Annotated in this window: 23 protein-coding genes and 1 tRNA gene; 22 read left to right on the top strand and 2 right to left on the bottom strand. The window is 60.2% G+C overall.

Features of this window, described 5'->3' with window-relative positions; genetic code table 11:
• Window positions 1-35: 35 nt before the first annotated feature.
• Window positions 36-737 (bottom strand): leucyl/phenylalanyl-tRNA--protein transferase, encoded by a 702-nt coding sequence (gene aat, locus A9404_RS07110; protein ID WP_066099595.1) that lies wholly within the window; start codon window positions 735-737, stop codon window positions 36-38.
• A gap of 15 nt (window positions 738-752) precedes the next feature.
• Window positions 753-1070 carry a ribosome assembly RNA-binding protein YhbY gene (yhbY, locus tag A9404_RS07105; RefSeq protein ID WP_066099594.1) on the bottom strand — a complete coding sequence of 106 codons (318 nt, stop codon included), beginning with the start codon at window positions 1068-1070 and terminating at the stop codon, window positions 753-755.
• Between the two features lie 178 nt (window positions 1071-1248).
• Between yhbY and A9404_RS07100 the strand changes: the two genes are divergently transcribed.
• The 22 genes from A9404_RS07100 (at window position 1249) to nuoL (ending at window position 21789) form a co-directional block, all read left to right on the top strand.
• Complete coding sequence (locus A9404_RS07100; RefSeq protein ID WP_156521273.1) at window positions 1249-1929, top strand: SCO family protein; 681 nt, start codon at window positions 1249-1251, stop codon at window positions 1927-1929.
• 20 nt (window positions 1930-1949) lie between these two features.
• Entirely contained in the window at window positions 1950-2369 is a 420-nt protein-coding gene (locus A9404_RS07095; protein ID WP_197490297.1) for a copper chaperone PCu(A)C, read from the top strand.
• A gap of 250 nt (window positions 2370-2619) precedes the next feature.
• Entirely contained in the window at window positions 2620-3243 is a 624-nt protein-coding gene (gene rlmE, locus A9404_RS07090; protein WP_066099589.1) for a 23S rRNA (uridine(2552)-2'-O)-methyltransferase RlmE, read from the top strand.
• Window positions 3244-3309: 66 nt separating this feature from the next.
• On the top strand, window positions 3310-5301 hold the full coding sequence (ftsH, locus tag A9404_RS07085) for an ATP-dependent zinc metalloprotease FtsH (protein WP_082922807.1): 1992 nt from the start codon (window positions 3310-3312) through the stop codon (window positions 5299-5301).
• 9 nt (window positions 5302-5310) lie between these two features.
• Complete coding sequence (gene folP, locus A9404_RS07080) at window positions 5311-6171, top strand: dihydropteroate synthase (protein WP_197490296.1); 861 nt, start codon at window positions 5311-5313, stop codon at window positions 6169-6171.
• A gap of 231 nt (window positions 6172-6402) precedes the next feature.
• Window positions 6403-7113, top strand: a complete 711-nt coding sequence (locus A9404_RS07075) for a c-type cytochrome (RefSeq protein WP_066099585.1) — start codon at window positions 6403-6405, stop codon at window positions 7111-7113.
• Between the two features lie 191 nt (window positions 7114-7304).
• The gene (gene glmM, locus A9404_RS07070) at window positions 7305-8636 is read left to right on the top strand and encodes a phosphoglucosamine mutase (RefSeq protein ID WP_066099583.1); all 1332 of its coding nucleotides are present in this window, start codon (window positions 7305-7307) and stop codon (window positions 8634-8636) included.
• Between the two features lie 157 nt (window positions 8637-8793).
• Entirely contained in the window at window positions 8794-9564 is a 771-nt protein-coding gene (gene tpiA, locus A9404_RS07065; protein WP_066099581.1) for a triose-phosphate isomerase, read from the top strand.
• Window positions 9564-9992, top strand: a complete 429-nt coding sequence (gene secG, locus A9404_RS07060) for a preprotein translocase subunit SecG (RefSeq protein WP_066099579.1) — start codon at window positions 9564-9566, stop codon at window positions 9990-9992. The genes tpiA and secG overlap by 1 nt, the downstream gene beginning before the upstream one ends.
• A gap of 57 nt (window positions 9993-10049) precedes the next feature.
• Window positions 10050-10134: transfer RNA gene (locus A9404_RS07055), tRNA-Leu, on the top strand.
• 118 nt (window positions 10135-10252) lie between these two features.
• Window positions 10253-10609 carry an NADH-quinone oxidoreductase subunit A gene (locus tag A9404_RS07050; RefSeq protein WP_066099577.1) on the top strand — a complete coding sequence of 119 codons (357 nt, stop codon included), beginning with the start codon at window positions 10253-10255 and terminating at the stop codon, window positions 10607-10609.
• On the top strand, window positions 10600-11079 hold the full coding sequence (locus A9404_RS07045; RefSeq protein WP_066099575.1) for a NuoB/complex I 20 kDa subunit family protein: 480 nt from the start codon (window positions 10600-10602) through the stop codon (window positions 11077-11079). The genes A9404_RS07050 and A9404_RS07045 overlap by 10 nt, the downstream gene beginning before the upstream one ends.
• A 35-nt stretch (window positions 11080-11114) precedes the next feature.
• Window positions 11115-11834 carry an NADH-quinone oxidoreductase subunit C gene (locus tag A9404_RS07040; protein ID WP_066099574.1) on the top strand — a complete coding sequence of 240 codons (720 nt, stop codon included), beginning with the start codon at window positions 11115-11117 and terminating at the stop codon, window positions 11832-11834.
• Window positions 11835-11837: 3 nt separating this feature from the next.
• Window positions 11838-13091: an NADH-quinone oxidoreductase subunit D gene (locus A9404_RS07035; RefSeq protein WP_066099572.1), complete on the top strand. Its 1254-nt coding sequence runs from the start codon at window positions 11838-11840 to the stop codon at window positions 13089-13091.
• Window positions 13091-13588 (top strand): NADH-quinone oxidoreductase subunit NuoE family protein, encoded by a 498-nt coding sequence (locus A9404_RS07030; protein ID WP_066099570.1) that lies wholly within the window; start codon window positions 13091-13093, stop codon window positions 13586-13588. Before A9404_RS07035 ends, A9404_RS07030 begins: the two co-directional genes overlap by 1 nt.
• Before the next feature lie 4 nt (window positions 13589-13592).
• Window positions 13593-14882: an NADH-quinone oxidoreductase subunit NuoF gene (nuoF, locus tag A9404_RS07025; RefSeq protein ID WP_066099569.1), complete on the top strand. Its 1290-nt coding sequence runs from the start codon at window positions 13593-13595 to the stop codon at window positions 14880-14882.
• A gap of 37 nt (window positions 14883-14919) precedes the next feature.
• A complete protein-coding gene (nuoG, locus tag A9404_RS07020) occupies window positions 14920-17295 on the top strand; it encodes an NADH-quinone oxidoreductase subunit NuoG (RefSeq protein ID WP_066099566.1) in 2376 nt (791 codons plus the stop codon).
• Window positions 17289-18347: an NADH-quinone oxidoreductase subunit NuoH gene (nuoH, locus tag A9404_RS07015; protein WP_066099564.1), complete on the top strand. Its 1059-nt coding sequence runs from the start codon at window positions 17289-17291 to the stop codon at window positions 18345-18347. The genes nuoG and nuoH overlap by 7 nt, the downstream gene beginning before the upstream one ends.
• A 24-nt stretch (window positions 18348-18371) precedes the next feature.
• Entirely contained in the window at window positions 18372-18860 is a 489-nt protein-coding gene (gene nuoI / locus A9404_RS07010; protein WP_066099563.1) for an NADH-quinone oxidoreductase subunit NuoI, read from the top strand.
• Between the two features lie 10 nt (window positions 18861-18870).
• Entirely contained in the window at window positions 18871-19521 is a 651-nt protein-coding gene (locus tag A9404_RS07005; RefSeq protein ID WP_066099561.1) for an NADH-quinone oxidoreductase subunit J, read from the top strand.
• A complete protein-coding gene (nuoK, locus tag A9404_RS07000; protein ID WP_066099559.1) occupies window positions 19518-19823 on the top strand; it encodes an NADH-quinone oxidoreductase subunit NuoK in 306 nt (101 codons plus the stop codon). Before A9404_RS07005 ends, nuoK begins: the two co-directional genes overlap by 4 nt.
• A gap of 7 nt (window positions 19824-19830) precedes the next feature.
• Window positions 19831-21789: an NADH-quinone oxidoreductase subunit L gene (gene nuoL, locus A9404_RS06995; protein ID WP_066099557.1), complete on the top strand. Its 1959-nt coding sequence runs from the start codon at window positions 19831-19833 to the stop codon at window positions 21787-21789.
• Window positions 21790-21796 lie beyond the last annotated feature (7 nt).

Below are 21796 nucleotides of genomic sequence, written 5' to 3'. Positions count from 1 at the left end.
AGTGATACGCGAGCTATGCGCCCCGCTTCTGTGCGTTAGATGAATATTCCTTGTGCTGTCGGTGCGTCGTCAAGCTGGCTTTTGGCCAGTTGGCGCACAAAATAGCTGCGGGACCACTCGATCGCGCCCAGTGAGAGTAAATGCTCCGTCGTGAACTGGCAGTCGAGAAAGTCGATTTCGCCCCAGCAGCCATCCAGCAGAATGGCCGCCAGGGCAAATTTGGAGGCATTGGGTGCACGGCTGAACATCGATTCGCCAAAGGCCGCTCGACCCAGTTTGGCACCAAACAGCCCGCCCACCAGTTCATCGCCCGACCAGACTTCGACGGAGTGCCCGACCCCGGCACGGTGAAGCCGGACGAAGGCTTCGCGCATGGCCGGTACGATCCAGGTGCCGTCCTGATTCGAACGGGGCGCCGCGCAACCGCGCACGACAGCCTCGAATGCCTGATCCACCGTGACCTTGTAGCGGTCCTGACGTCGCCATCGTTGCAGGGTCCGCGAGCAATGGAACTCATTCGGCAGAAGCACCGTACGCGGATCCGGTGCCCACCAGAGAATCGGATCATCCGCGCTGAACCAGGGGAATATCCCGCGCCGATAGGCGGCAATCATCCTGGGAAGCGACAGATCGCCGCCAACGGCCAGCAACCCGTTCGGCTCACTCAATGCTTGCGTGACGGGCGGGAAATCCTCGGGGTCTGCGTGAGCGCCCGATTCCAGGAAGGGCAGGATCATGAGAAAACGGTGCGTTTATCCGGCGCTGTTCTTTGTTGCCTTCGGCAGCACCAGGCGCGGTTCCTCGGGATGCGGTCTGTAGAGCACCGCGATGTGGCCGACCGTTTGCACCAGTTCGGCCCCGGTGGTTTCCGAAATCTGTTCGATGATGGCCTTCTTGTCTTCGCGATCCTGGCCGGGGACGCGCACCTTGATCAGTTCATGAGTCGTCAGGGCCAGGTCGATCTCGGCCATCACAGCATCGGTCAGGCCGTGTTGCCCCAGCAGGACGACCGGGTTCAGGTGATGCGCTTCGCCGCGCAGGAATTGCTTCTGTTTCGTGGTGAGTTTCATGGTGTCTCGATCAGCGGGGTGACAGCCGGCAAACGGGTCGGTCCGGTGGGCGCCGATCCGGGTGTGTGAAATCACACATTGTTTGCTTCTGGCTTGTGAAGGCATATTAACGAGTTATCGGGATTAAATGAAACGATGCAAAGGGGACTTTTGTGTCCGAGGCATCGGGAGGTGATCGTTGCGGGTTTCACATTTCCTTCGGCTTCTGTCGAGCCTCGGGTCTGGGTTGCTGCTTCTTGCGGCTGGATGGAGTAAGGCGGCCCCGGCCGCCAATTTAGCCGAGCAGCCGATTTCCGAGGCGCGTCTGGCCGCGTTCCATACCCAGGATTTGTTGGTTTTCCGGCCGCTGGCGACGCCGATTCGGGTGCCGGGGGCGGATTTTGTGTCCGCGCAGGGTCCTGTCCGGATGCCGGCGATGTTCCGCGATCACTGGACTTTGCTCTATATTGGCTACACGTTTTGCCCGGATATCTGCCCGACCGAATTGACGACCCTGTCCGGTCTGCTGCCGGCGCTGAAGAAGGATCTGCCCGGCGCGAATTGGCAGGTGGTCTTCCTTTCCGTGGATCCCGACCGCGATCGTCCCAAGCGGTTGGCCGAGTACGCGCACTATTTCGATCCGGATTTCCATGCGATTACCGGGACGCGAGCCATGATCGACCGGGTGACGCGCGCCATCAAGGCCGGCTACCGGATCGAGCCGCACGCGCCGGGCAGCATGACCTACGAAGTCGATCACGATACGGCCTTCCGACTGATTTCCCCCGACGGGAAAATGGTGGCGATTCTGCCGCCCCCGCATGAAATTTCGCCCATGACGCAGGCGATCGTTCGTTTTTTCAAAGAGGTGGTTCAATGAAACAATGGGTTATCGGTTCAATGCTCCTTTTGACGAGCGTCGGCGCGCTGGCCGCGCCGGTGATCTCCGACGCCTGGATTCCGGAGCAGCCGCCGGGGGCGATGGCCAGTGCCGTCTTTCTGACGATGAAGAATACCGGGGATCGTCCGGATGCCCTGATCAAGGCGTCCGCGCCGGGTTTCAAGGCGGTTCAGATGCACAAATCCGTTCAGGTGGACGGGATGCATCGCATGATCGAGCAGAAGGAGATTGCGATTCCGGCGCACGGCGAAACGCGGCTCGCGCCGGGTGGTTACCACATCATGCTGATCGGGCCCAACAAGCCCCTCGTGGCCGGCGATCACGTTCCGGTCACGTTGACCTTCTCCGATGGCACAACGGAAACCCTGCAGGTGCCGATCAAGAAGCGGCCGGCCATGTCGGGTGCGATGTCTCACTGAAGAAGCATTCGGGCGCTTGTCGTTTGAGCCGGTAAGCAGCCCGCACAAAATCTTCTCTTGCCGGTCGCGCATATCTGGCTGCGACTGCGTCACGTCCCTGCCCGAGCTTTCGGTGCGCCAAGTATTTGATCCTTGCGATGAACCTGTGCGCGGGAAACGGGTCCATTGGATTGTTCGTGTACGCCTGGCGATTTGGGCGATCCGCCAATTCGGGGGATAATGAACAATTATTTGGGGATCAGGGGTGCCTATGGCCCGGTCAAACAGCAGCCAACGTTGGCTGGCTGAGCATTTTCGTGATGAGTTCGTCTTGCGCGCGCAGCGCGAAGGATATCGTTCCCGTGCCGTCTACAAGTTGATGGAGCTGAACGAGCGTGATCAGTTCCTGAAATCGGGGCAGCGGGTCGTCGATCTGGGGGCAGCGCCGGGTGGCTGGACCCAGTACGCCAGTCAGGTGGTGGGCGAGCGTGGTCATATTTTCGCCCTCGACCTCTTGCCAATGGACCACTTCGCCCATACAACCGTTATTCAGGGCGATTTCAGTGACGATGTGGTGCTGGATCGTCTGACGGAACTGTTGGGCGGGGACGAGGTGGATCTGGTCCTTTCCGATATGGCGCCCAACATGAGTGGTGTGGAGTCGGTGGACATCCCCCGAGCGATGTATCTGGCTGAACTGGCCCTGGATTTTTGCAGTCGGATGCTGAAGCCGGGCGGGGCGTTCGTCACCAAGGTTTTCCAAGGCGAGGGGTTTGATGCCCTGGTTCGTGAGGCGCGGACGCTGTTCGATAGCGTGGTGGTCCGCAAGCCAAAGGCATCCCGGCCGCGTTCGCGCGAGGTATACCTGGTGGCGCGCGGCAAGCGCATAGTATAAGGTTGGTTTTAAGAATTTTCTGATGGGGGTATTACATCCCCATCGATTGTGAGCAGAGGTGGCGTGTTGAACGATTTAACCAAGAATGTCCTGGTCTGGGTGGTGATCGCTGTGGTGCTGATGACGGTGTTCAACAGCTTCAACAGCCGTTCGACGTCCGCCCAGCCGATGAGCTATTCGCAGTTCCTGAGCGATGTGAAGGGCGGTAGCATCGATTCTGTGGTGATCGAAGGTCGGACCATCCATGGAAAAACCAGTTCGGGTGCGCGTTTCGAGACCTACAGTCCGGAAACCGACAACCGCGCGATGATCGGCGATCTGTTGAACAACAACGTCAAGATCAATGCCGTGCCGCCGGAACGTCCCTCTCTGCTGATGACCATCTTCATCCAGTGGTTCCCGTTCCTGTTGCTGATCGGTATCTGGGTGTTCTTCATGCGCCAGATGCAGGGTGGCGGCGGTCGCGGTGCGATGAGCTTCGGCAAGTCCAAGGCCCGTCTGCTGGGTGAGGATCAGGTCAAGGTGACGTTCAGCGACGTGGCCGGTGCCGACGAGGCGAAAGCCGATGTGGTCGAGCTGGTCGAGTTCCTGCGCGATCCGGGCAAATTCCAGCGCCTGGGCGGCCGTGTGCCGCGCGGCGTGCTGATGGTTGGCCCGCCGGGTACTGGCAAGACCCTGCTCGCCAAGGCTGTGGCTGGCGAGGCCAAGGTACCGTTCTTCACGATTTCCGGCTCGGATTTCGTCGAAATGTTCGTGGGCGTGGGTGCTTCCCGGGTGCGCGATATGTTCGAACAGGCGAAGAAGCAGGCGCCCTGCATCATCTTCATCGACGAGATCGACGCAGTCGGTCGTCACCGTGGTTCCGGCATGGGTGGCGGTCATGACGAACGCGAGCAGACGCTGAACCAGTTGCTGGTCGAGATGGACGGCTTCGAAGGTAACGAGGGCGTCATCATCATCGCGGCCACCAACCGTCCCGACGTGCTGGACAAGGCGCTGCTGCGGCCGGGCCGTTTCGATCGCCAGGTGATCGTGGGTCTGCCGGACGTACGCGGTCGCGAGCAGATTCTCAAGGTGCATCTGCGCAAGGTGCCCGCGGCGCCGGACATCAATCCGAACCTGCTGGCGCGCGGTACGCCGGGCTTCTCCGGCGCGGATCTGGCGAACCTCGTCAACGAGGCGGCGCTCTTTGCGGCCCGGGCCAACAAGTCTGAAGTCGTGATGGCGGATCTGGAGCGCGCCAAGGACAAGATCATCATGGGCGCCGAACGCAAGTCCATGGTGATGAGCGAGGCGGAGAAGAAACTGACGGCCTACCACGAGGCCGGGCACGCCATCGTTGGTCGCCTGGTGCCCGAGCATGATCCCGTGTACAAGGTATCGATCATTCCGCGTGGTCGCGCATTGGGCGTCACCATGTTCCTGCCGGATCAGGATCGGTACAGCTATTCCAAGCGCAAGCTGGAATCCAATATTTCCAGCCTGTTCGGCGGACGGATTGCCGAGGAACTGATCTTTGGGGCCGAAGCCGTGACCACGGGTGCGTCCAACGATATCGAGCGCGCCACGGAAATCGCCCGGAACATGGTGACCAAGTGGGGCATGTCCGACAAACTCGGTACGCTGGCCTATTCGGAAGAAGATGGAGAAATGATGTTCGGTCGGTCGGTGCCGGGCAGCAACGTGTCGGATACCACGGCAAGCGTCATCGACGCGGAGATGCGCGATATCATCGATCGCAACTACCAGCGCTGCCACCAGATGCTCACCGACAATATCGACATCCTGCATGCCATGGCCGAAGCGTTGATGAAGTACGAAACCATCGATCTCGGCCAGATCGATGATCTGATGGCGCGTCGCCCGGTGCGTGAACCTGCGGACTGGGGGCAGGGTTCCGATTCGGCATCCTCCAGCAATCCGCCCACAGGCGGGGTGGGGGTGGACGAGTCGGCGTCCGATACGACGACCGACGAGTCGGATGCGTCGAAGACCGGTAGCGGTGGCATCAATGCCGCAGGTGGACCGGTCGGCGGCGGGGCGGCCAACTCGCATTAAGCGCTTGCGATGTCTGACTTGATGCGGCAACTATCGGCCGCACCGCGCCCGTTGATCATGGGTATTCTGAACGTCACCCCGGATTCCTTTTCGGACGGGGGGCGTTTTTTTTTGGCAGATCGGCTGGATGTCGACCGGGTGGTCGATGCGGCCCGGCGGATGGTTGCCGATGGCGCAGACATCCTCGATATCGGCGGTGAGTCGACGCGTCCGGGTGCAGTCCCCCTCGGTGCGGATGAGGAGCTGGATCGCGTCGTGCCGGTGATCGAGGCGATCGTGCGTCATGTCGATGTGCCTCTCTCCGTGGATACCAGTGATCCGTGGGTCATGACCGAAGCGGTGCGGGCAGGTGCGTCGCTCATCAACGACGTTCGGGCGCTGGCTCGGCCGGGCGCCCTGGCCGCTGCCGCCGCTGCCGTCCGCGATCATGATGCGGCCGTCTGCCTCATGCACATGCGTGGTGAGCCGGGTACCATGGCCGACCATGCCCATTACGAGGATCTGGTGCGGGAAGTGATCGATGAGCTCCGGGCTCGAATCGATCTGGCAATCGATGCCGGAATTCCCAGGGATAAAATCCTCATCGATCCCGGTTTTGGTTTTGCGAAGAATACCGAGCAAAACCTGCGGCTTCTCGACCGTTTGTCCGAAGTGAATCGGTTGGGCTTTCCGGTGTTGGTTGGCCTTTCCCGTAAGCGGATGATCGGCGAGATCACGGGGCGATCGGTGTCGGATCGCATGGCGGGCAGTGTCGCCCTGGCGGTATTGGCGATCGATCGGGGGGCTCGGGTCGTTCGAGTCCATGACGTTGCCGCGACGCGGGATGCCTGCCGCTTATTTTCCGCCATGATGGAAACTCGGCAAGGTTGACCCGGACGGACGAATGGCTCCCGGTGATCCGTGTGGGTATTTTCCGGGGAAAATGAGCTACCATCTATTTACTTATTGCCGCATAAGTCGCATTGGTTTGTTCAGAATTAGTGTTTTCTGATATTTTACGCGGCGGGGTATTTGGATTGACGCGTTTGCTTGTGGGCGCTCCTTGCGGTGATGCCGTCGCAAACGTGGTTAAATTTCAATGATTATAATGAGAGAGTAAACATGAAGATGATGCGTCGTACGCTGCTGGCCGTTGCGCTGGGTGGTTTGATGGTTCAGCCGTTGGTATCAATGGCTGCTGGTGATGCTGCTGCAGGCAAGACAAAGTTCGCGACTTGCGCAGCCTGTCATGGTGCGGATGGCAAGGGCAATGGCGGGGCGTTTCCGGCGCTCACGCATCTGAGTGCCGCCGATGCGGAAGCGATTCTGACCGCCTTCCACAAGGGCGACAAGGCCTACCTGCAGAAGCATAACCTGGGCGGTGCGCGCTACAGCACCATGGCGCCGCAGGCTGCAGGTCTGTCTCCGACAGATATCGCCGATCTCGCCGCGTACATCGCCACGTTGGGTGGTGGTTCAAGTGCGGCCGCGGCCCCGGCTGCAGCCCCTGCGCCCAAGGCTGCGCCTGCCATGGTCATGGCGGATGCGAACATCGGCTTCGGTCATGCCTTGTTCTCTTCCTGCGCCGTGTGTCACGGTGCAAACGGTGAAGGCGGCAAGCTGCTGAATGCACCCAAGCTGGCTGGCATGCCGGCCTCAGCGGTCAGCTCCATGCTGGAGATGTACAAGAAGGGTCAGCAATTGGGCCCTTACTCCTATGTCATGAACGCGCAGGCGAAGTACCTGACTCCGGACGAAATTCGTGATGTTGCGGCTTATGTGTCCCAGATGAACAATCCGGACGCGAACAACAGCATGCGTCAGACCGAGTGATTCCGATGGCCCGTCGTCGATCGGCGGGCAGGCATCCAGAGAAGCCGCCGAAAGGCGGTTTTTTTGTGGGCGCATTCACGCTGTATTGGGCTTTATGTGTCGACAGAAATTTGCTGGCGGTGTTCAATAGGCCCCGATTTGAACGGGTGGCCTGCATTGGATGCCCGTGACCAGCACAGATGAGGGGTGGAATGAAGACTTTTGGTACGGATGGGGTTCGCGGTGCCGTGGGCCAGTGGCCGATGACGCCCGAGTTTGTCCTGAAACTGGGATGGGCGGCAGGTATGGTGTTGGGTCAGGACGGACGCCGCCGCGTGCTGATCGGTAAGGATACCCGCATCTCGGGGTACATGTTCGAGTCGGCGCTGGAGGCCGGTTTCTCCGCTGCGGGCGTCGACGTTCGTCTCCTGGGGCCCATGCCGACACCGGCAATCGCCTATCTCACCAGAACCTTGCGCGGATCGGCCGGTGTGGTAATCAGCGCGTCGCATAATCCGTTTCAGGATAACGGGGTCAAGTTCTTTTCCGCGACCGGTGAAAAACTACCCGATTCGATCGAAGCGGAAATCGAGCGACTGCTCGGAGAGCCGATGACGGTGGCGGAACCTGCGGCGTTGGGCAAGGCGCAGCGGATTGATGACGCAGGCGGTCGATACATCGAGTTTTGCAAGAGTACGGTCGATATCGGCCTCTCGCTGGCAAATCTCAAGATTGTGGTCGATTGTGCCCACGGTGCGGCCTATCAGGTTGCGCCGCGTGTCTTCATGGAGCTGGGTGCGCAGGTGATCCGCATGGGAACGGAGCCTGACGGACTGAATATCAACGACGGGGTCGGTTCGACGGACCCGGGGGCTTTGCAGCGTGCGGTGGCTGTGCATCGGGCCGATCTCGGTATTGCGCTCGATGGGGATGGCGATCGGGTCATCATGATCGATGCCGATGGGCGGGTGCTCGACGGGGATATCCTGCTGTACATCATCGCTGCGGATCGCAAGAACCGATTGGGGTATCGCGGTGGCGTGGTGGGGACTCAGATGAGCAATCTCGGCCTTGAGTTGGCGATCGAGCGGCTTTCCCTGCCTTTCATTCGTGCGCGCGTCGGGGATCGATATGTGCACGAGGTGCTCAAGCAGCAGGGCTGGTTGTTGGGCGGGGAGTCGTCCGGGCATATTCTTTGTCTGGATCGTCACACGACCGGGGATGGCATTATCGCCGCGCTGCAGGTGCTGGCGGCAATGCGGCACGAACAGAAGAGTCTTCGTGAGTTGGCGTCTGCGGTGCGGATCTATCCGCAAACGCTGGTCAATGTGCGTACGGAGCAGAAAGTCGATTTGGAAGACCCGCGGATGCGTGCGGCGGTGCGTCAGGTGGAGCAGGCCATGGGCGCTTCCGGGCGGGTGCTGTTGCGTGCGTCGGGTACCGAGCCGCTGATTCGCGTGATGGTGGAAGGGGAGCATGCCGACGAAGTGGCGCGGCATGCCGAGGACCTGGCGGCGGTTGTGCGCGAGATTGCTGCGCCCTGACCGGCAGGTGCTGAACGATGTCGGCCCGTGGCAAGGATTGATTTAAATGGCCCGGACAAGTAACCTTGTCGGCCTTTTGGCAGGAACGATCCTATTTGGGTGACGGGTCTTGACCACGAGCGTTGAAAGAACATAGGTCAACGGGAATAGAGACGGCATGCGGACACCGATCGTAATTGGGAACTGGAAACTGAATGGCACCCGGGCAATGGCTGATCGCCTGGTTGCCGATATCGAGGCGGTGCGCCCGGAATTGAAGGATATCGATATCGGGGTTTGCCCGCCGTTCGTATACATTCCCCAGGTGGTCGCGCAAGTGGCTGGCGCGGGTCTGGGCGTGGGCGCGCAGTCCTGTGCCGAGTACGATACCGGTGCCTATACCGGCGAGGTCTCAGCCGAAATGATTCGCGATGTCGGCTGTCAGTACGTGCTGGTGGGGCATTCCGAACGGCGTACCCTGTTCGGTGAAACCAACGAGGTGGTCGGTCGCAAGACCCAGAAGGCCCTGGCGGCCGGATTGACCCCGGTGGTGTGCGTCGGCGAGACGCTGGAAGAGCGTCAGGCGGGCAAGATGAATGCGGTCGTGGGTGCCCAGATCGAGGCGGTCGTGGCGGCCGTCGGTATTCAGGCATTTGAGCGGGTCATCGTGGCCTACGAGCCTGTTTGGGCAATCGGTACCGGGCAGACGGCATCGCCGGAGCAGGCCCAGGCGATGCATGCCTCCATTCGGGCGCAGCTTGCGGCCTACAGTCCTGCAATCGCAGAGTCTGTGCGTATCCAGTACGGCGGATCCATCAAGCCGGGCAACGCGGCCATCCTCTTCGCTCAGCCGGACATTGACGGTGGGTTGATTGGTGGCGCCTCGCTGACCGCGGAAGATTTTTTGGTTATTTGTCGAGCCGCTGCCGGCTCGTTGAGAGCATCGTAATGCAAACATTGATTTTGATCGTGCATGTACTGTTGGGGCTGTCCCTGATCGGACTCGTGCTGATTCAGCATGGAAAGGGCGCGGATGCCGGAGCAGCGTTCGGTTCCGGGTCATCCGGCACCGTATTCGGTGCACGCGGCGCGGCGACTTTTCTGCAGAAAATGACCGGGTGGATTGTCGTGGGCTTTTTCGCGACCAGCTTGTTGCTGGCGTATGTCATTAACGCTTCACACAACACCATAAGCGTGGTAAATTCTGTGCCCGTTTCAAAGACGGAACCAGCAACGGGTGGGGCGCCTGTATCGGTCAACCCTGCTCCAGTATCCAAAGGCAAACCGGCTGACGTGCCATCCACGATCAGCGGGGGCGCGCCGGCCAGTAGTCAGTCAGGTGATCAACCAAAACCTGCGGATGTGCCCGGTAAGTAACTTTGGGCGAGGCCAGGCAGGCATCGTGACGATGCGGTTCCTGCCGGCGCAAATTTAGCGGATGTGGTGGAATTGGTAGACACGCTATCTTGAGGGGGTAGTGGCGAAAGCTGTGTGGGTTCGAGTCCCACCATCCGCACCAAATATATAAATGTACGTACAATCGAATTGGGCCAGTCCGCAGGCTAAACTGTGTGCTGGGTTTCAGTTTGTGTGCGAAAAAGCAAAACGTTTGGCTCTGTAACGGGTGAGGTTGCCCCATGCTTGAAGGTTATCTTCCGATACTGATTTTTTTCGGTGTGGCCGTGCTGTTTTCGTTGGGGTTGCTGTTTGGGGGTAAGATCCTTGCGCCCATGCGGCCGGATCCTGCCAAGAACGCGGCGTACGAATGCGGTTTCGTGGCATTTGAAGATGCCCGGATGAAGTTCGATGTCCGTTATTATCTGGTAGCCATTCTATTTATTATCTTTGATCTTGAAATTGCGTTTCTATTCCCCTGGGCGGTGGCACTGGATCACATCGGCCATTTCGGTCTGATTGCCATGGCGATCTTTCTGGGTGTGCTGGTCGTCGGCTTCATTTACGAGTGGAAGAAGGGGGCCTTGGAATGGGAATAGAAGGTGTATTTGAAAAAGGTTTTGTGACCACGACGGCAGACAAGCTGATCAACTGGGCACGAACCGGATCACTCTGGCCCATGACGTTCGGTCTGGCGTGTTGCGCGGTCGAGATGATGCATGCCGGTGCCGCACGTTACGACCTGGACCGCTTCGGTGTCGTCTTTCGTCCGAGTCCGCGCCAGTCGGACGTCATGATCGTGGCGGGTACGCTGGTCAACAAGATGGCTCCTGCCTTGCGCAAGGTGTACGATCAGATGGCTGAGCCGCGCTGGGTGATTTCCATGGGGTCCTGCGCCAATGGCGGCGGCTACTATCACTATTCCTACGCCGTGGTCCGTGGCTGCGACCGGATCGTACCGGTCGATATCTATGTACCCGGCTGTCCGCCGACCGCCGAAGCCTTGCTCTACGGGATCATCCAGTTACAAAACAAGATCCGCCGTACCAATACGATCGCGCGCAGTTAATCGGACTGCGGTAAACCTGGGGTGAAATGACCGTAATGACTGTGCAGCAAAGGCTCAATCCGGCATTGCAACCGGCGCTGGAATCCACGCTCGGTGCCATGATCAATCATCTGACCGTGGCGTTGGACGAAATCACGATCGACGTTTCCGCGCAGAACTGGCTGGCCGTGGCCACGACGCTGGCTCAGTCGCCATCCACTGCGTTTGATCAGTGCATCGATCTGTGCGGTATCGATTATCTCGAGTATGGCCAGAAGGAGTGGGCGGGCGAGGAAAGCGTGTCCTACACGGGCTACAGTCGCGGCGTGGAGCCGGCGAGCAACGCGCGATTGAAGTTCGGAGACGATGCGCAGCCCAGCAATTCCGGACGCCCACGCTTTGCCGTCGTGGCCCATCTGCTTTCCTATACCCACAACTGGCGCGTGCGGGTGCGTATTGCCTGTGCCGATGATGCGGCGCCGGTGGTGCCTTCCGTCGTCCGCGTCTGGCCGACCGTGAACTGGTTCGAGCGCGAGGCGTTCGATCTCTTCGGTATCCTGTTCGATGATCACCCGGATCTGCGTCGTCTGCTGACTGACTATGGCTTCGTCGGGCACCCCTTCCGCAAGGATTTTCCGCTGATCGGCCATGTCGAGGTGCGTTTCGATCCGGAAAAGAATCGCGTGGTGTACGAGCCGGTTTCCATCGAGCCGCGTGTGTTGGTGCCCAAGGTGCATCGGCACGACAGCCGCTACATTGGTCGTAAGGGTAAATAAGTCATGCCGGAAATTGCGAATTACACCCTGAACTTCGGTCCGCAGCACCCCTCGGCACACGGTGTATTACGCCTGGTGCTGGAGATGGACGGCGAGACGATCGTTCGTGCCGATCCGCATATCGGGCTGTTGCATCGCGGTACGGAGAAGCTGGCCGAGAGCAAGCCCTACAACCAGTCGATCGGATACATGGATCGCCTCGATTACGTGTCGATGATGTGCAACGAGCACGCCTATGTGCGTGCGATCGAGCAGTTGGTCGGTCTGGAAATTCCAGAGCGTGCCCAGTACATCCGCGTGATGTTCGACGAGATCACCCGCATTCTGAATCATCTGCTCTGGCTGGGCGCGCACGCGCTCGACATCGGTGCGATGACGGTCTTCCTCTATGCCTTCCGCGAGCGCGAAGACCTGATGGACTGCTATGAAGCGGTCTCCGGTGCGCGTCTGCACGCAACGTATTATCGCCCCGGCGGCGTCGCCCGCGATCTGCCCGATTCGATGCCGCAGTACGAACCCTCCCAGTGGCACAGCGAACGCGACGTGAAACGCATGAACGAAGCCCGTCAGGGTTCGTTGCTGGACTTCCTCGACGATTTCGTCACGCGCTTTCCCGCCTATGTGGACGAATATGAAACGCTGCTGACCGACAACCGGATCTGGAAACAGCGGACCGTCGATATCGGCATCGTGAGCCCCGAGCGGGCCATCGCCTTAGGATTTACTGGCCCGATGCTGCGGGGTTCCGGTGTGGAATGGGATCTGCGCAAGAAGCAGCCCTATGCCGTCTACGATCAACTCGATTTCGATATTCCGGTCGGCGTGACGGGTGACTGCTACGACCGTTACCTCGTCCGCGTCGAGGAGATGCGCCAGTCCAACCGCATCATCAAGCAATGCATCGACTGGTTGCGCCAGAATCCCGGCCCCGTGATGGTCGACGATCGCAAGATCGCACCGCCGCGTCGTGAAGAAGTGAAGGCCGACATGGAATCGCTGATTCACCACTTCAAGCTGTTCACAGAGGGTTATTGCCTGCCCGAGGGCGAGACCTATGCCGCCGTCGAGCATCCGAAGGGCGAGTTCGGGATCTATCTCGTGTCCGACGGGGCCAACAAGCCCTATCGACTGAAGATTCGCGCCCCCGGCTTCGCGCATCTCTCTGCGCTTGACGAGATGTCGCGGGGGCACATGCTCGCGGACGTGGTGGCCATCATTGGCACCCAGGACATTGTATTTGGTGAGGTGGATCGTTGATGAAATCGAGCAAGATCGAACTGCTGACGGAGCACACGCGCCATGAGATCGATCATTGGCTGCGTAAGTACCCGGCGGAGCAGAAGCAGTCGGCCTTGCTGGCGGCCCTGCGGGAAACCCAGCATCAGAACAACGGCTACCTGACGACCGAACTCATGGATGCCGTGGCCGAGTATCTCGGTCTGCCGCCCATCTCCGTGTACGAGGTGGCCACGTTCTATTCCATGCTGGAAACCAAGCCCTGCGGTCGCCACCACGTGTCGATCTGCACGAACATTTCCTGCGCGCTGATGGGGGCGGATGACATTGTGGCCCATTGCGAGCGCAAGCTCGGGATCAAGATGGGCGAGTCCACCCCGGACGGCCGGATCTTCCTCAAGGTGGAGGAGGAGTGTCTCGCCGCCTGTGATGGCGGACCGATGATGCAGGTCGATCATGTCTATTACGAGCGGCTGACCCCGGAAGCGGTCGACGCCATTCTCGATAAGCTGGAGTGACGTGATGTCGGAACAAGTCTGTTTTGCCACGATGCAGTTCGATGAACCCTGGACTTTGGAAAGCTATCTGAAGATCGGCGGGTATTCGGCTTGGCGCAAGATTCTTGAAGAGCGAACCGATCCGTCGCTGATCATCGAGGAATTGAAGGCCTCGAACCTGCGGGGCCGGGGCGGTGCGGGCTTCCCGACCGGTCTCAAGTGGTCATTCATGCCGCGCAATGCGCCGGGCCAGAAGTACATCGTCTGCAATTCGGACGAATCCGAGCCCGGTACCGCCAAGGACCGCCAGATCCTGCTGAATAACCCTCATGCCCTCGTCGAAGGCATGGCGATCGCCGGGTACACCATCGGCGCGACTGTCGGTTACAACTACATGCGCGGCGAGTTCACCGACCTGGTGTTCCGTCGTTTCGAGGGTGCCCTGAAGGAGGCCTATGCGCTGGGCCTCCTTGGCACGGACATCCTCGGCTCGGGCATCGACTTCGATCTGTATGGTTCCCTCGGTGCGGGCGCATACATCTGCGGTGAGGAAACTGCCCTGCTGGAATCCCTCGAAGGCAAGAAGGGGCAGCCGCGGTTCAAACCGCCGTTCCCGGCCAACTTCGGTCTGTATGGCCGGCCGACGACCGTCAACAATACCGAAACGCTGTCATCCGTGCCGGCGATCATGCGCAATGGCGGCAAGTGGTTCGCCGACTTGGGCGTGCCGAACAGCGGTGGCGTGAAGCTGTTTTCCGTTTCCGGGCACGTGGCCAAGCCGGGCGTATTCGAGATCCCGATGGGTACGCCGTTCAGCGAACTGCTGGCGATGGCCGGCGGGGTACGGGAAGGTCGGCGTCTCAAGGCCGTCATTCCCGGCGGCACGTCAACGCCGGTGGTGCCGGGTGACGTCATGATGAAGACCAATATGGACTACGACTCGATCGCCAAGTCCGGCACCTTCCTGGGTTCCGGCGGGCTGATCGTGATCGACGATTCGGCCTGCATGGTTCAGGCCCTGCGTCGGATCGCGCGGTTCTACTATTCCGAATCCTGCGGTCAGTGTACGCCCTGCCGTGAGGGCACGGGCTGGCTGTACCGCATGCTGACGCGCATTGTCGAAGGCAAAGGAACCCCTGCCGACTTGAACCGGCTGGACGACGTGGCGAGCAAGATCGAGGGGCGGACCATCTGCGCCCTCGGCGATGCGGCCGCGACGCCGGTGCGCAGTTTCATCAAGCACTTCCGCCATGAGTTCGAGTACTACATCGAACATGGCCACAGCATGAGTGTTGATGGTTTGGCGACCGTTTAACTGATACAGGGTTAAGTCTTTGAGTATCCATGACGACATGATCACCATCGAGGTTGACGGCCACAGTCTGCGCGGACGACAGGGCGACATGCTGATCGAAGTGACCGATCAGGCTGGCATCACCATTCCGCGATTCTGCTATCACCGCAAGCTTTCCATCGCCGCCAACTGCCGGATGTGTCTGGTCGAGGTCGAGCGTGCACCAAAGCCGCTGCCGGCCTGTTCCACGCCGATTTCCGAAGGCATGCGCGTGCAGACCCGCAGCCCGAAGGCGCTTGCTGCGCAACGCGCCACGATGGAATTTCTGCTGATCAACCACCCGCTGGACTGTCCGATCTGCGATCAGGGCGGCGAGTGCGAGCTGCAGGATCTGGCCATGGGCTATGGCGAAGGGGTCGGCCAGTACTCCGAAACCAAGCGCGTGGTGAAGGACAAGGACATCGGTTCTCTGATCGCGACGGACATGACCCGTTGCATCCATTGCACCCGCTGCGTCCGGTTTGGCGAGGAGATCGCCGGCCTGAAGGAGCTCGGTGTGGTGGGTCGTTCCGACCATATGGAGATCGGTACCTATATCGCCAAGAGCGTGAGTTCCGAGCTGTCCGGCAACATGATCGACCTGTGTCCGGTGGGCGCCCTGACGGCCAAGCCCTCACGGTATACCGCGCGCCCCTGGGAACTGATCCAGCAGCCGCACATCTCCACCCACGATGCCTTCGGCAGCAACCTCTATCTGCATACCCGCGATGGACGGATCATGCGGACCGTGCCGCGGGACAACGATCTGATCAATGAAACCTGGTTGTCCGACCGGGATCGCTTCGCCTACGAAGGCCTGTTTACGCAGGATCGCCTGACCGAGCCGATGATCAAGCGGGACGGTGCCTGGGCGACTGTCGACTGGGATACGGCGCTGGCGTATGCCGCCGAAAGCCTGCAGGCCATCGTCCAGCAGCAGGGTGCAGCCGCCCTCGGCGGTCTCGTATCGCCGAATGCCAGCCTCGAGGAGCATTACCTGTTCCAGAAACTGATTCGAGGCTTGGGTTCGAACAACATCGATCACCGTCTGCGCCAGATCGACTTCTCGGCGGATGGCGGTGATCCCGTGATGCCCTGGTTGGGCATGGACATCGCCCAGATCAATCAGCTGAAGACCATCGTGGTCATCGGCTCGAGCATCCGGGAGGAAATTCCGCTCTTCGGTCATCGGGTTCGTCAGGCGGCCCTGAAGCGGGGCGTCAAGGTGCATCTGGTCCATCCCTTCACGCAGGATCTGAACTTTGCTGCGACGCAATGGGCCAGTTCGGCCCGAGGCGGGATGCTCGACACCCTGATCGCGCTTTGCCGCGGTGCTGGCATCAATCTTCCGGAAAATCTGGTCGAGTCGGCTCCGGTGTCGGAAAAACTCGTGTCGGCACTTCTTGCCGATCTGAATGCGGGCAAGCAAGGCGCGATTTTCCTCGGCCATCTTGCCGGCAACGACGCCAACTTCGGCGCAATCCGCTATCTCGCCACCCAGTTGGCCAAATCTACCGGTGCTGCCCTGGGCATTCTTCCTCAGGGCGGGAATGCGCCGGGTGCCTGGCTGGCCGGTGCGGTGCCGCACCGCGTCGCCGGAGGTGCACAGGCCGTAGGCGTCGGGGCGAATGCCGCGCAGATGCTGGCCGCCCCCAAGCCGGCCATGCTGCTGCTCGGTGTCGAACCCGAATGCGACAGCAGCGCCGGCGCGGCTGCCATCGAAGCGCTGGCCGCCTCGGAGTTCGTCCTCGCCTGCGCCAGTCAGGTGACTGATGCCATGCGCCGTTATGCCGATGTCCTGCTGCCAGTCGGTACGGCGGTCGAAACGGCCGGTACCTGGGTCAATGGCGAAGGCCGCTGGCAATCCCAGCGCGGGGTCGTGCGCAGCCTCGGTCAGTCGCGCCCCGCCTGGAAGGTGTTGCGTGTCCTGGGCAATTTGCTGGATCTGAACGGTTTCGATTACATGGATACGAACGAGATTCGTGCCGAAGTACAGACGGCCTGCGCCCAGGTCAATCTGAGCAACCACAGTGATGTGCTGGGTGCGGTGACACCCTCGACCGATAATGCGGACGCGCAAGGCTGGGTCCGTATCGCGCCGGTCGGCATGTATGCCGTTGATGGTATCGTTCGCCGGTCTCCGTCCCTGCAGGCGACGGTCCAGGCCGATCGTCAGCGCCACTGCCTGGTGAACCCGGCTGACGCCACGCGGGAAGGTTGGGCAAACGGGGATGTGATAACGGTTCAGCAGTCTGGTGGTAGCGTGTGCCTGCCGATACAGATCGACGAGGGTGTCGCGCCGGGTACGATCGTGGTTTATGCCGGTACGATCGAATCAACCTTGCCGATGGTGAGCGGTGCAGTGCAGATCGTTCAGGAGGCCGTAACATGCTGACGGAATTCCTGTCCCCGATCCTGGGCTGGCTGCCCACAGACTGGCAGTACTTCATCGTCAATACGCTGCTGGTGCTCGTCATCCTGTTGCCCCTGGTGATCGCGGTCGCCTATCTCACGTATTTCGAGCGTAAGGTCATCGGCTACATGCAGGTGCGGATCGGCCCGAACCGGGTCGGCTTCAAGGGCATGCTCCAGCCGTTCGCGGACGTGTTCAAGCTCCTGTTCAAGGAAATCATCACGCCGCAGGTCGCCAACCCGTTCATCTTCTATCTCGCGCCGGTTCTGATTCTGGTTGCCGCCTTCGTGGCCTGGGCAGTGATCCCGTTCGACAAGGGCTGGGTGCTGGCGAACATCAATGCTGGCCTGCTGTATGTGCTGGCGATCGGTGCGGCCGGCGTCTATGGCGTGATCCTGGCGGGTTGGGCGTCCAACTCCAAGTACGCGCTCCTCGGCGGCATGCGCTCGGCGGCCCACAAGGTTGCCTACGAACTGGCCATGGGCTTCGCGCTGGTCGGCGTGCTGATGGCGGCCAAGACGCTCAACCTGTCCGAAATCGTCGAGCATCAGTCGGGTGGTGTGCTGAACTGGTACTGGTTGCCGCTGCTGCCGATGTTCGTGGTGTATTTCGTGTCCGGTGTTGCCGAAACCAACCGCGCGCCGTTCGATATCACCGAGGGCGAATCCGAACTGGTGGCCGGTTTCCACGTGGAATATTCCGGCATCACCTTCGCCCTGTTCATGTTGGCCGAATACGCCAGCATGATCCTGATTTCCGCACTGACGGCCGTCATGTTCCTCGGCGGTTGGCTGTCGCCGTTCCAGGGAACGCCGCTGGAGTCCGTCCTGTCGTTCGTGCCGGGCATTCTCTGGTTCTTCGTGAAAATCGCGCTGTTGCTGTTTCTCTTCCTGTGGTTCCGCGCGACCTTCCCGCGCTACCGCTACGACCAGATCATGCGCCTGGGCTGGAAAGTCTTCATTCCGGTCACCATTTTGTGGATTTTCGTCGAGGGTGTGCTGGTGTACTTCAAAGTGGGGCCCTGGTTTTCCTGACGGAGGACCTGGAGGTAACGTGACATGACCGCAGTCAAACATTTTTTCAAGACCTGGTTCCTGTGGGAGCTTTTCCTCGGGTTATCGGTTACCGGTAAGTATTTCTTCGGCCACAAGTTCACTGTGCAGTATCCCGAAGAGAAGACGCCCCAGTCGCCGCGTTTCCGCGGGCTGCATGCGCTGCGTCGTTACGCCAATGGCGAAGAGCGCTGCATCGCCTGCAAGCTGTGCGAGGCCGTGTGTCCGGCTCTGGCGATCACCATCGAGTCGGAACAGCGGGAAGACGGCACTCGTCGAACCACCCGTTACGATATCGATCTGTTCAAGTGCATCTACTGCGGATTCTGCGAAGAGGCCTGCCCGGTTGACTCAATCGTGGAGACGCGAGTGTTCGAGTATCACTTCGAGCATCAGGGCGAACAGATCATGACCAAGGATCGCCTGTTGGAAATCGGCGACCGACTGGAACCGCAGATCGCCGCCGATCGGCTCGTCGACGCGCGCTACCGTTAAGGACCAGAGCATGACCCTTTATCAATTCCTGTTCTACGTTTTCGCTTCGTCGGCCGTGTTGTCGGCGATCCGTGTCGTGACCGTCAAGAACCCCGTGCACGCTGCGTTGTTTCTGGTGCTGACCTTCTTCTCCACGGCCCTCGTCTGGGTCCTCATGGAGGCGGAGTTCCTGGGGATCGTGCTGCTGCTCGTCTATGTCGGTGCGGTCATGGTGCTGTTCCTGTTCGTGGTGATGATGCTGGACATCAACATGGCGCCCCTGCGTGAAGGATTCGTCCGTAATCTGCCGGTTGGCGTGTTCGTCGCGCTTGTGATGGTGATCGAGCTGGGATTCATCGTCGGTCCGCAGAGTTTTGGCCTGTCCGTCTTCCCGGCACCGGCGGCCGCGCCTGCCGGAACGTCCAACACCCTGGCGCTGGGCAGCGAGCTGTACACGACCTTTGTGTATCCCTTCGAGCTTGCCGCGTTCATTCTGCTGGTGGCCATCGTCGCCGCGATCTCCCTCGCGCATCGCAAGCGTGAGGGTGTGCTCTACCAGAACATTGATGCGCAGGTGCGCGTGCGTCGCGACGATCGTGTTCGCATGGTGAAAATGGCCCCATCGACAGCCGCCCAGGCAAGTCAAGCCGAGTCTGCAGACAACCCGAGTAAATCCGCATGATCAGCCTGTCTCAATTCCTTATCTTCGGCGCCATTCTGTTCTCGATCAGCGTGGCCGGCATTTTCCTGAACCGCAAGAACGTTCTGGTGCTCCTGATGGCCATTGAACTGATGTTGCTGGCTGTGAACGTGAACTTCATCGCGTTCGCGCATTACCTGGGCGACATCAATGGACAGGTATTCGTGTTTTTCGTACTGACGGTGGCTGCCGCCGAAGCGGCGATCGGCCTCGCGATTCTGGTAACCCTGTTCCGTAATCGTCGAACGATCAATGTCGAAGACCTCACGGCGATGAAGGGGTAATCAATTCATGAAGCTAGTCTATCTGGGGGTAGTCCTCGCCCCCTTGTTCGGCGCCATCCTCGCGGGTCTATTTGGCCGGCAGCTCGGTCGCACCGGCGCCCACCGCATCACCATCCTCGGCGTTGCCGTCGCCTTCGCGTTGTCGCTGTACAGCTTCTATGCCCACGTCTGGGGCGGCCTGCCCACCTTCGACGAGGCCGTTTACACCTGGGCGGCGACCGATAGCTTCCATTTCGACGTCGGCTTCCTGATCGATCATCTCACCGTGCTCATGATGGTGGTGGTGACGGGCGTCAGCCTGATGGTGCACATCTATACCATCGGCTACATGCAGGACGATCCGGGCTATCAGCGATTCTTCAGCTACATCTCCCTGTTCACCTTCTCCATGCTGATGCTGGTGATGGCCAACAACTTCATGCAGCTGTTCTTCGGTTGGGAGGCCGTGGGTCTTGTGTCCTATCTGCTGATCGGCTTCTGGTTCAAGAAGGAAACGGCGATTTTCGCCAACCTCAAGGCGTTCATCGTCAACCGGGTCGGGGATTTCGGCTTCCTGCTCGGTATTGCCGCCATCCTGATGTATACCAATACCGTGGATTACGGGACGTTCTTCGACCGACTGCCGACCCTGACGGGCGTGACGGTTCAGTACTGGCCGGGGATGGAGTGGTCGCTGCCCACCGTGATCGCGCTGCTGCTGTTCATCGGTGCGATGGGCAAGTCGGCTCAGGTGCCGCTGCATGTGTGGCTGCCCGATTCCATGGAAGGCCCGACGCCGATTTCCGCCTTGATTCACGCGGCAACCATGGTGACGGCGGGTATCTTCATGGTCGCCCGGTTCTCGCCCCTGTTTGAAATGTCGGAAGCGGCGCTGTCCTTCATCATGGTGATCGGGGCCATTACCGCGTTGTTCATGGGGTTGCTTGGCATCGTGCAGAACGACATCAAGCGCGTGATTGCCTATTCGACGCTGTCCCAGCTCGGATACATGACCGTGGCGCTGGGGGCATCCGCCTATTCCGCGGCCATCTTCCACCTGATGACGCATGCATTCTTCAAAGCCCTGCTGTTCCTTGCGGCTGGCTCGGTCATCATCGCGATGCACCACGAACAGGATATTCGCAAGATGGGCGGGCTGTGGAAGTACATGCCGGTGACCTTCGCGACGTTCCTCATCGGTTCGCTCGCCCTGATCGGTTTCCCGGGTACGTCGGGCTTCTTCTCCAAGGACACCATCATCGAGGCGGTGCATGCTTCCACGCTGCCGGGCGCGAATTTCGCCTACTGGGCGGTTTTGATCGGGGTGTTCGTGACGGCGTTCTACACCTTCCGGATGTTCTTCCTGGTGTTCTTCGGCGAAGGACGGATGGATGCCCATACCCGCAGCCATCTTCAGGAATCGCCGAAGGTCGTAACCGTTCCGTTGGTTCTGCTGGCAGTGCCCGCCCTTCTGGTCGGCTTCTTTGCCATCGATCCCTTGCTGTATGCCGGTTTCTTCGGGTCGTCGATCAGCGTTCAGCCCGCTCATGACGTGCTGGCGGAGTTGCATGCCCACTACCATGGTGCGGTATCCATGATGCTGCATGGCTTGGCCACCCCCGTGTTCTGGCTGGCCATGGCCGGTGTCGGTTTGTCCGCCCTGATGTACCTGGGCATGCCGGACACGCTGCCGGCCCTGTTCGCCCGGATATTCGCCCTGCCGAAGCGGATTCTGGACGGTGCCTACGGGTTTGACGATTTCAACAACGCCGTGTTTGCCGGCGGATCCCGCCTGTTGGGCCGCGGTTTGTGGCGTGTCGGTGACGTCCGCGTGATCGATGGCTGGCTGGTTAACGGTACAGCCGCCCTCGTGGGATTCACGGCAGGACAGTGGCGCCGGATCCAGACCGGTTATCTGTATCACTATGCCTTTGTGATGATTTTGGGCCTGATCGGGTTACTGACCTGGATCGTGTTTCTTCGCTGACCTAACT

This window comes from Halothiobacillus diazotrophicus (assembly GCF_001663815.1).
GTDB lineage: Bacteria > Pseudomonadota > Gammaproteobacteria > Halothiobacillales > Halothiobacillaceae > Halothiobacillus > Halothiobacillus diazotrophicus.
This window is presented reverse-complemented; position numbering and strand designations above follow the sequence as displayed.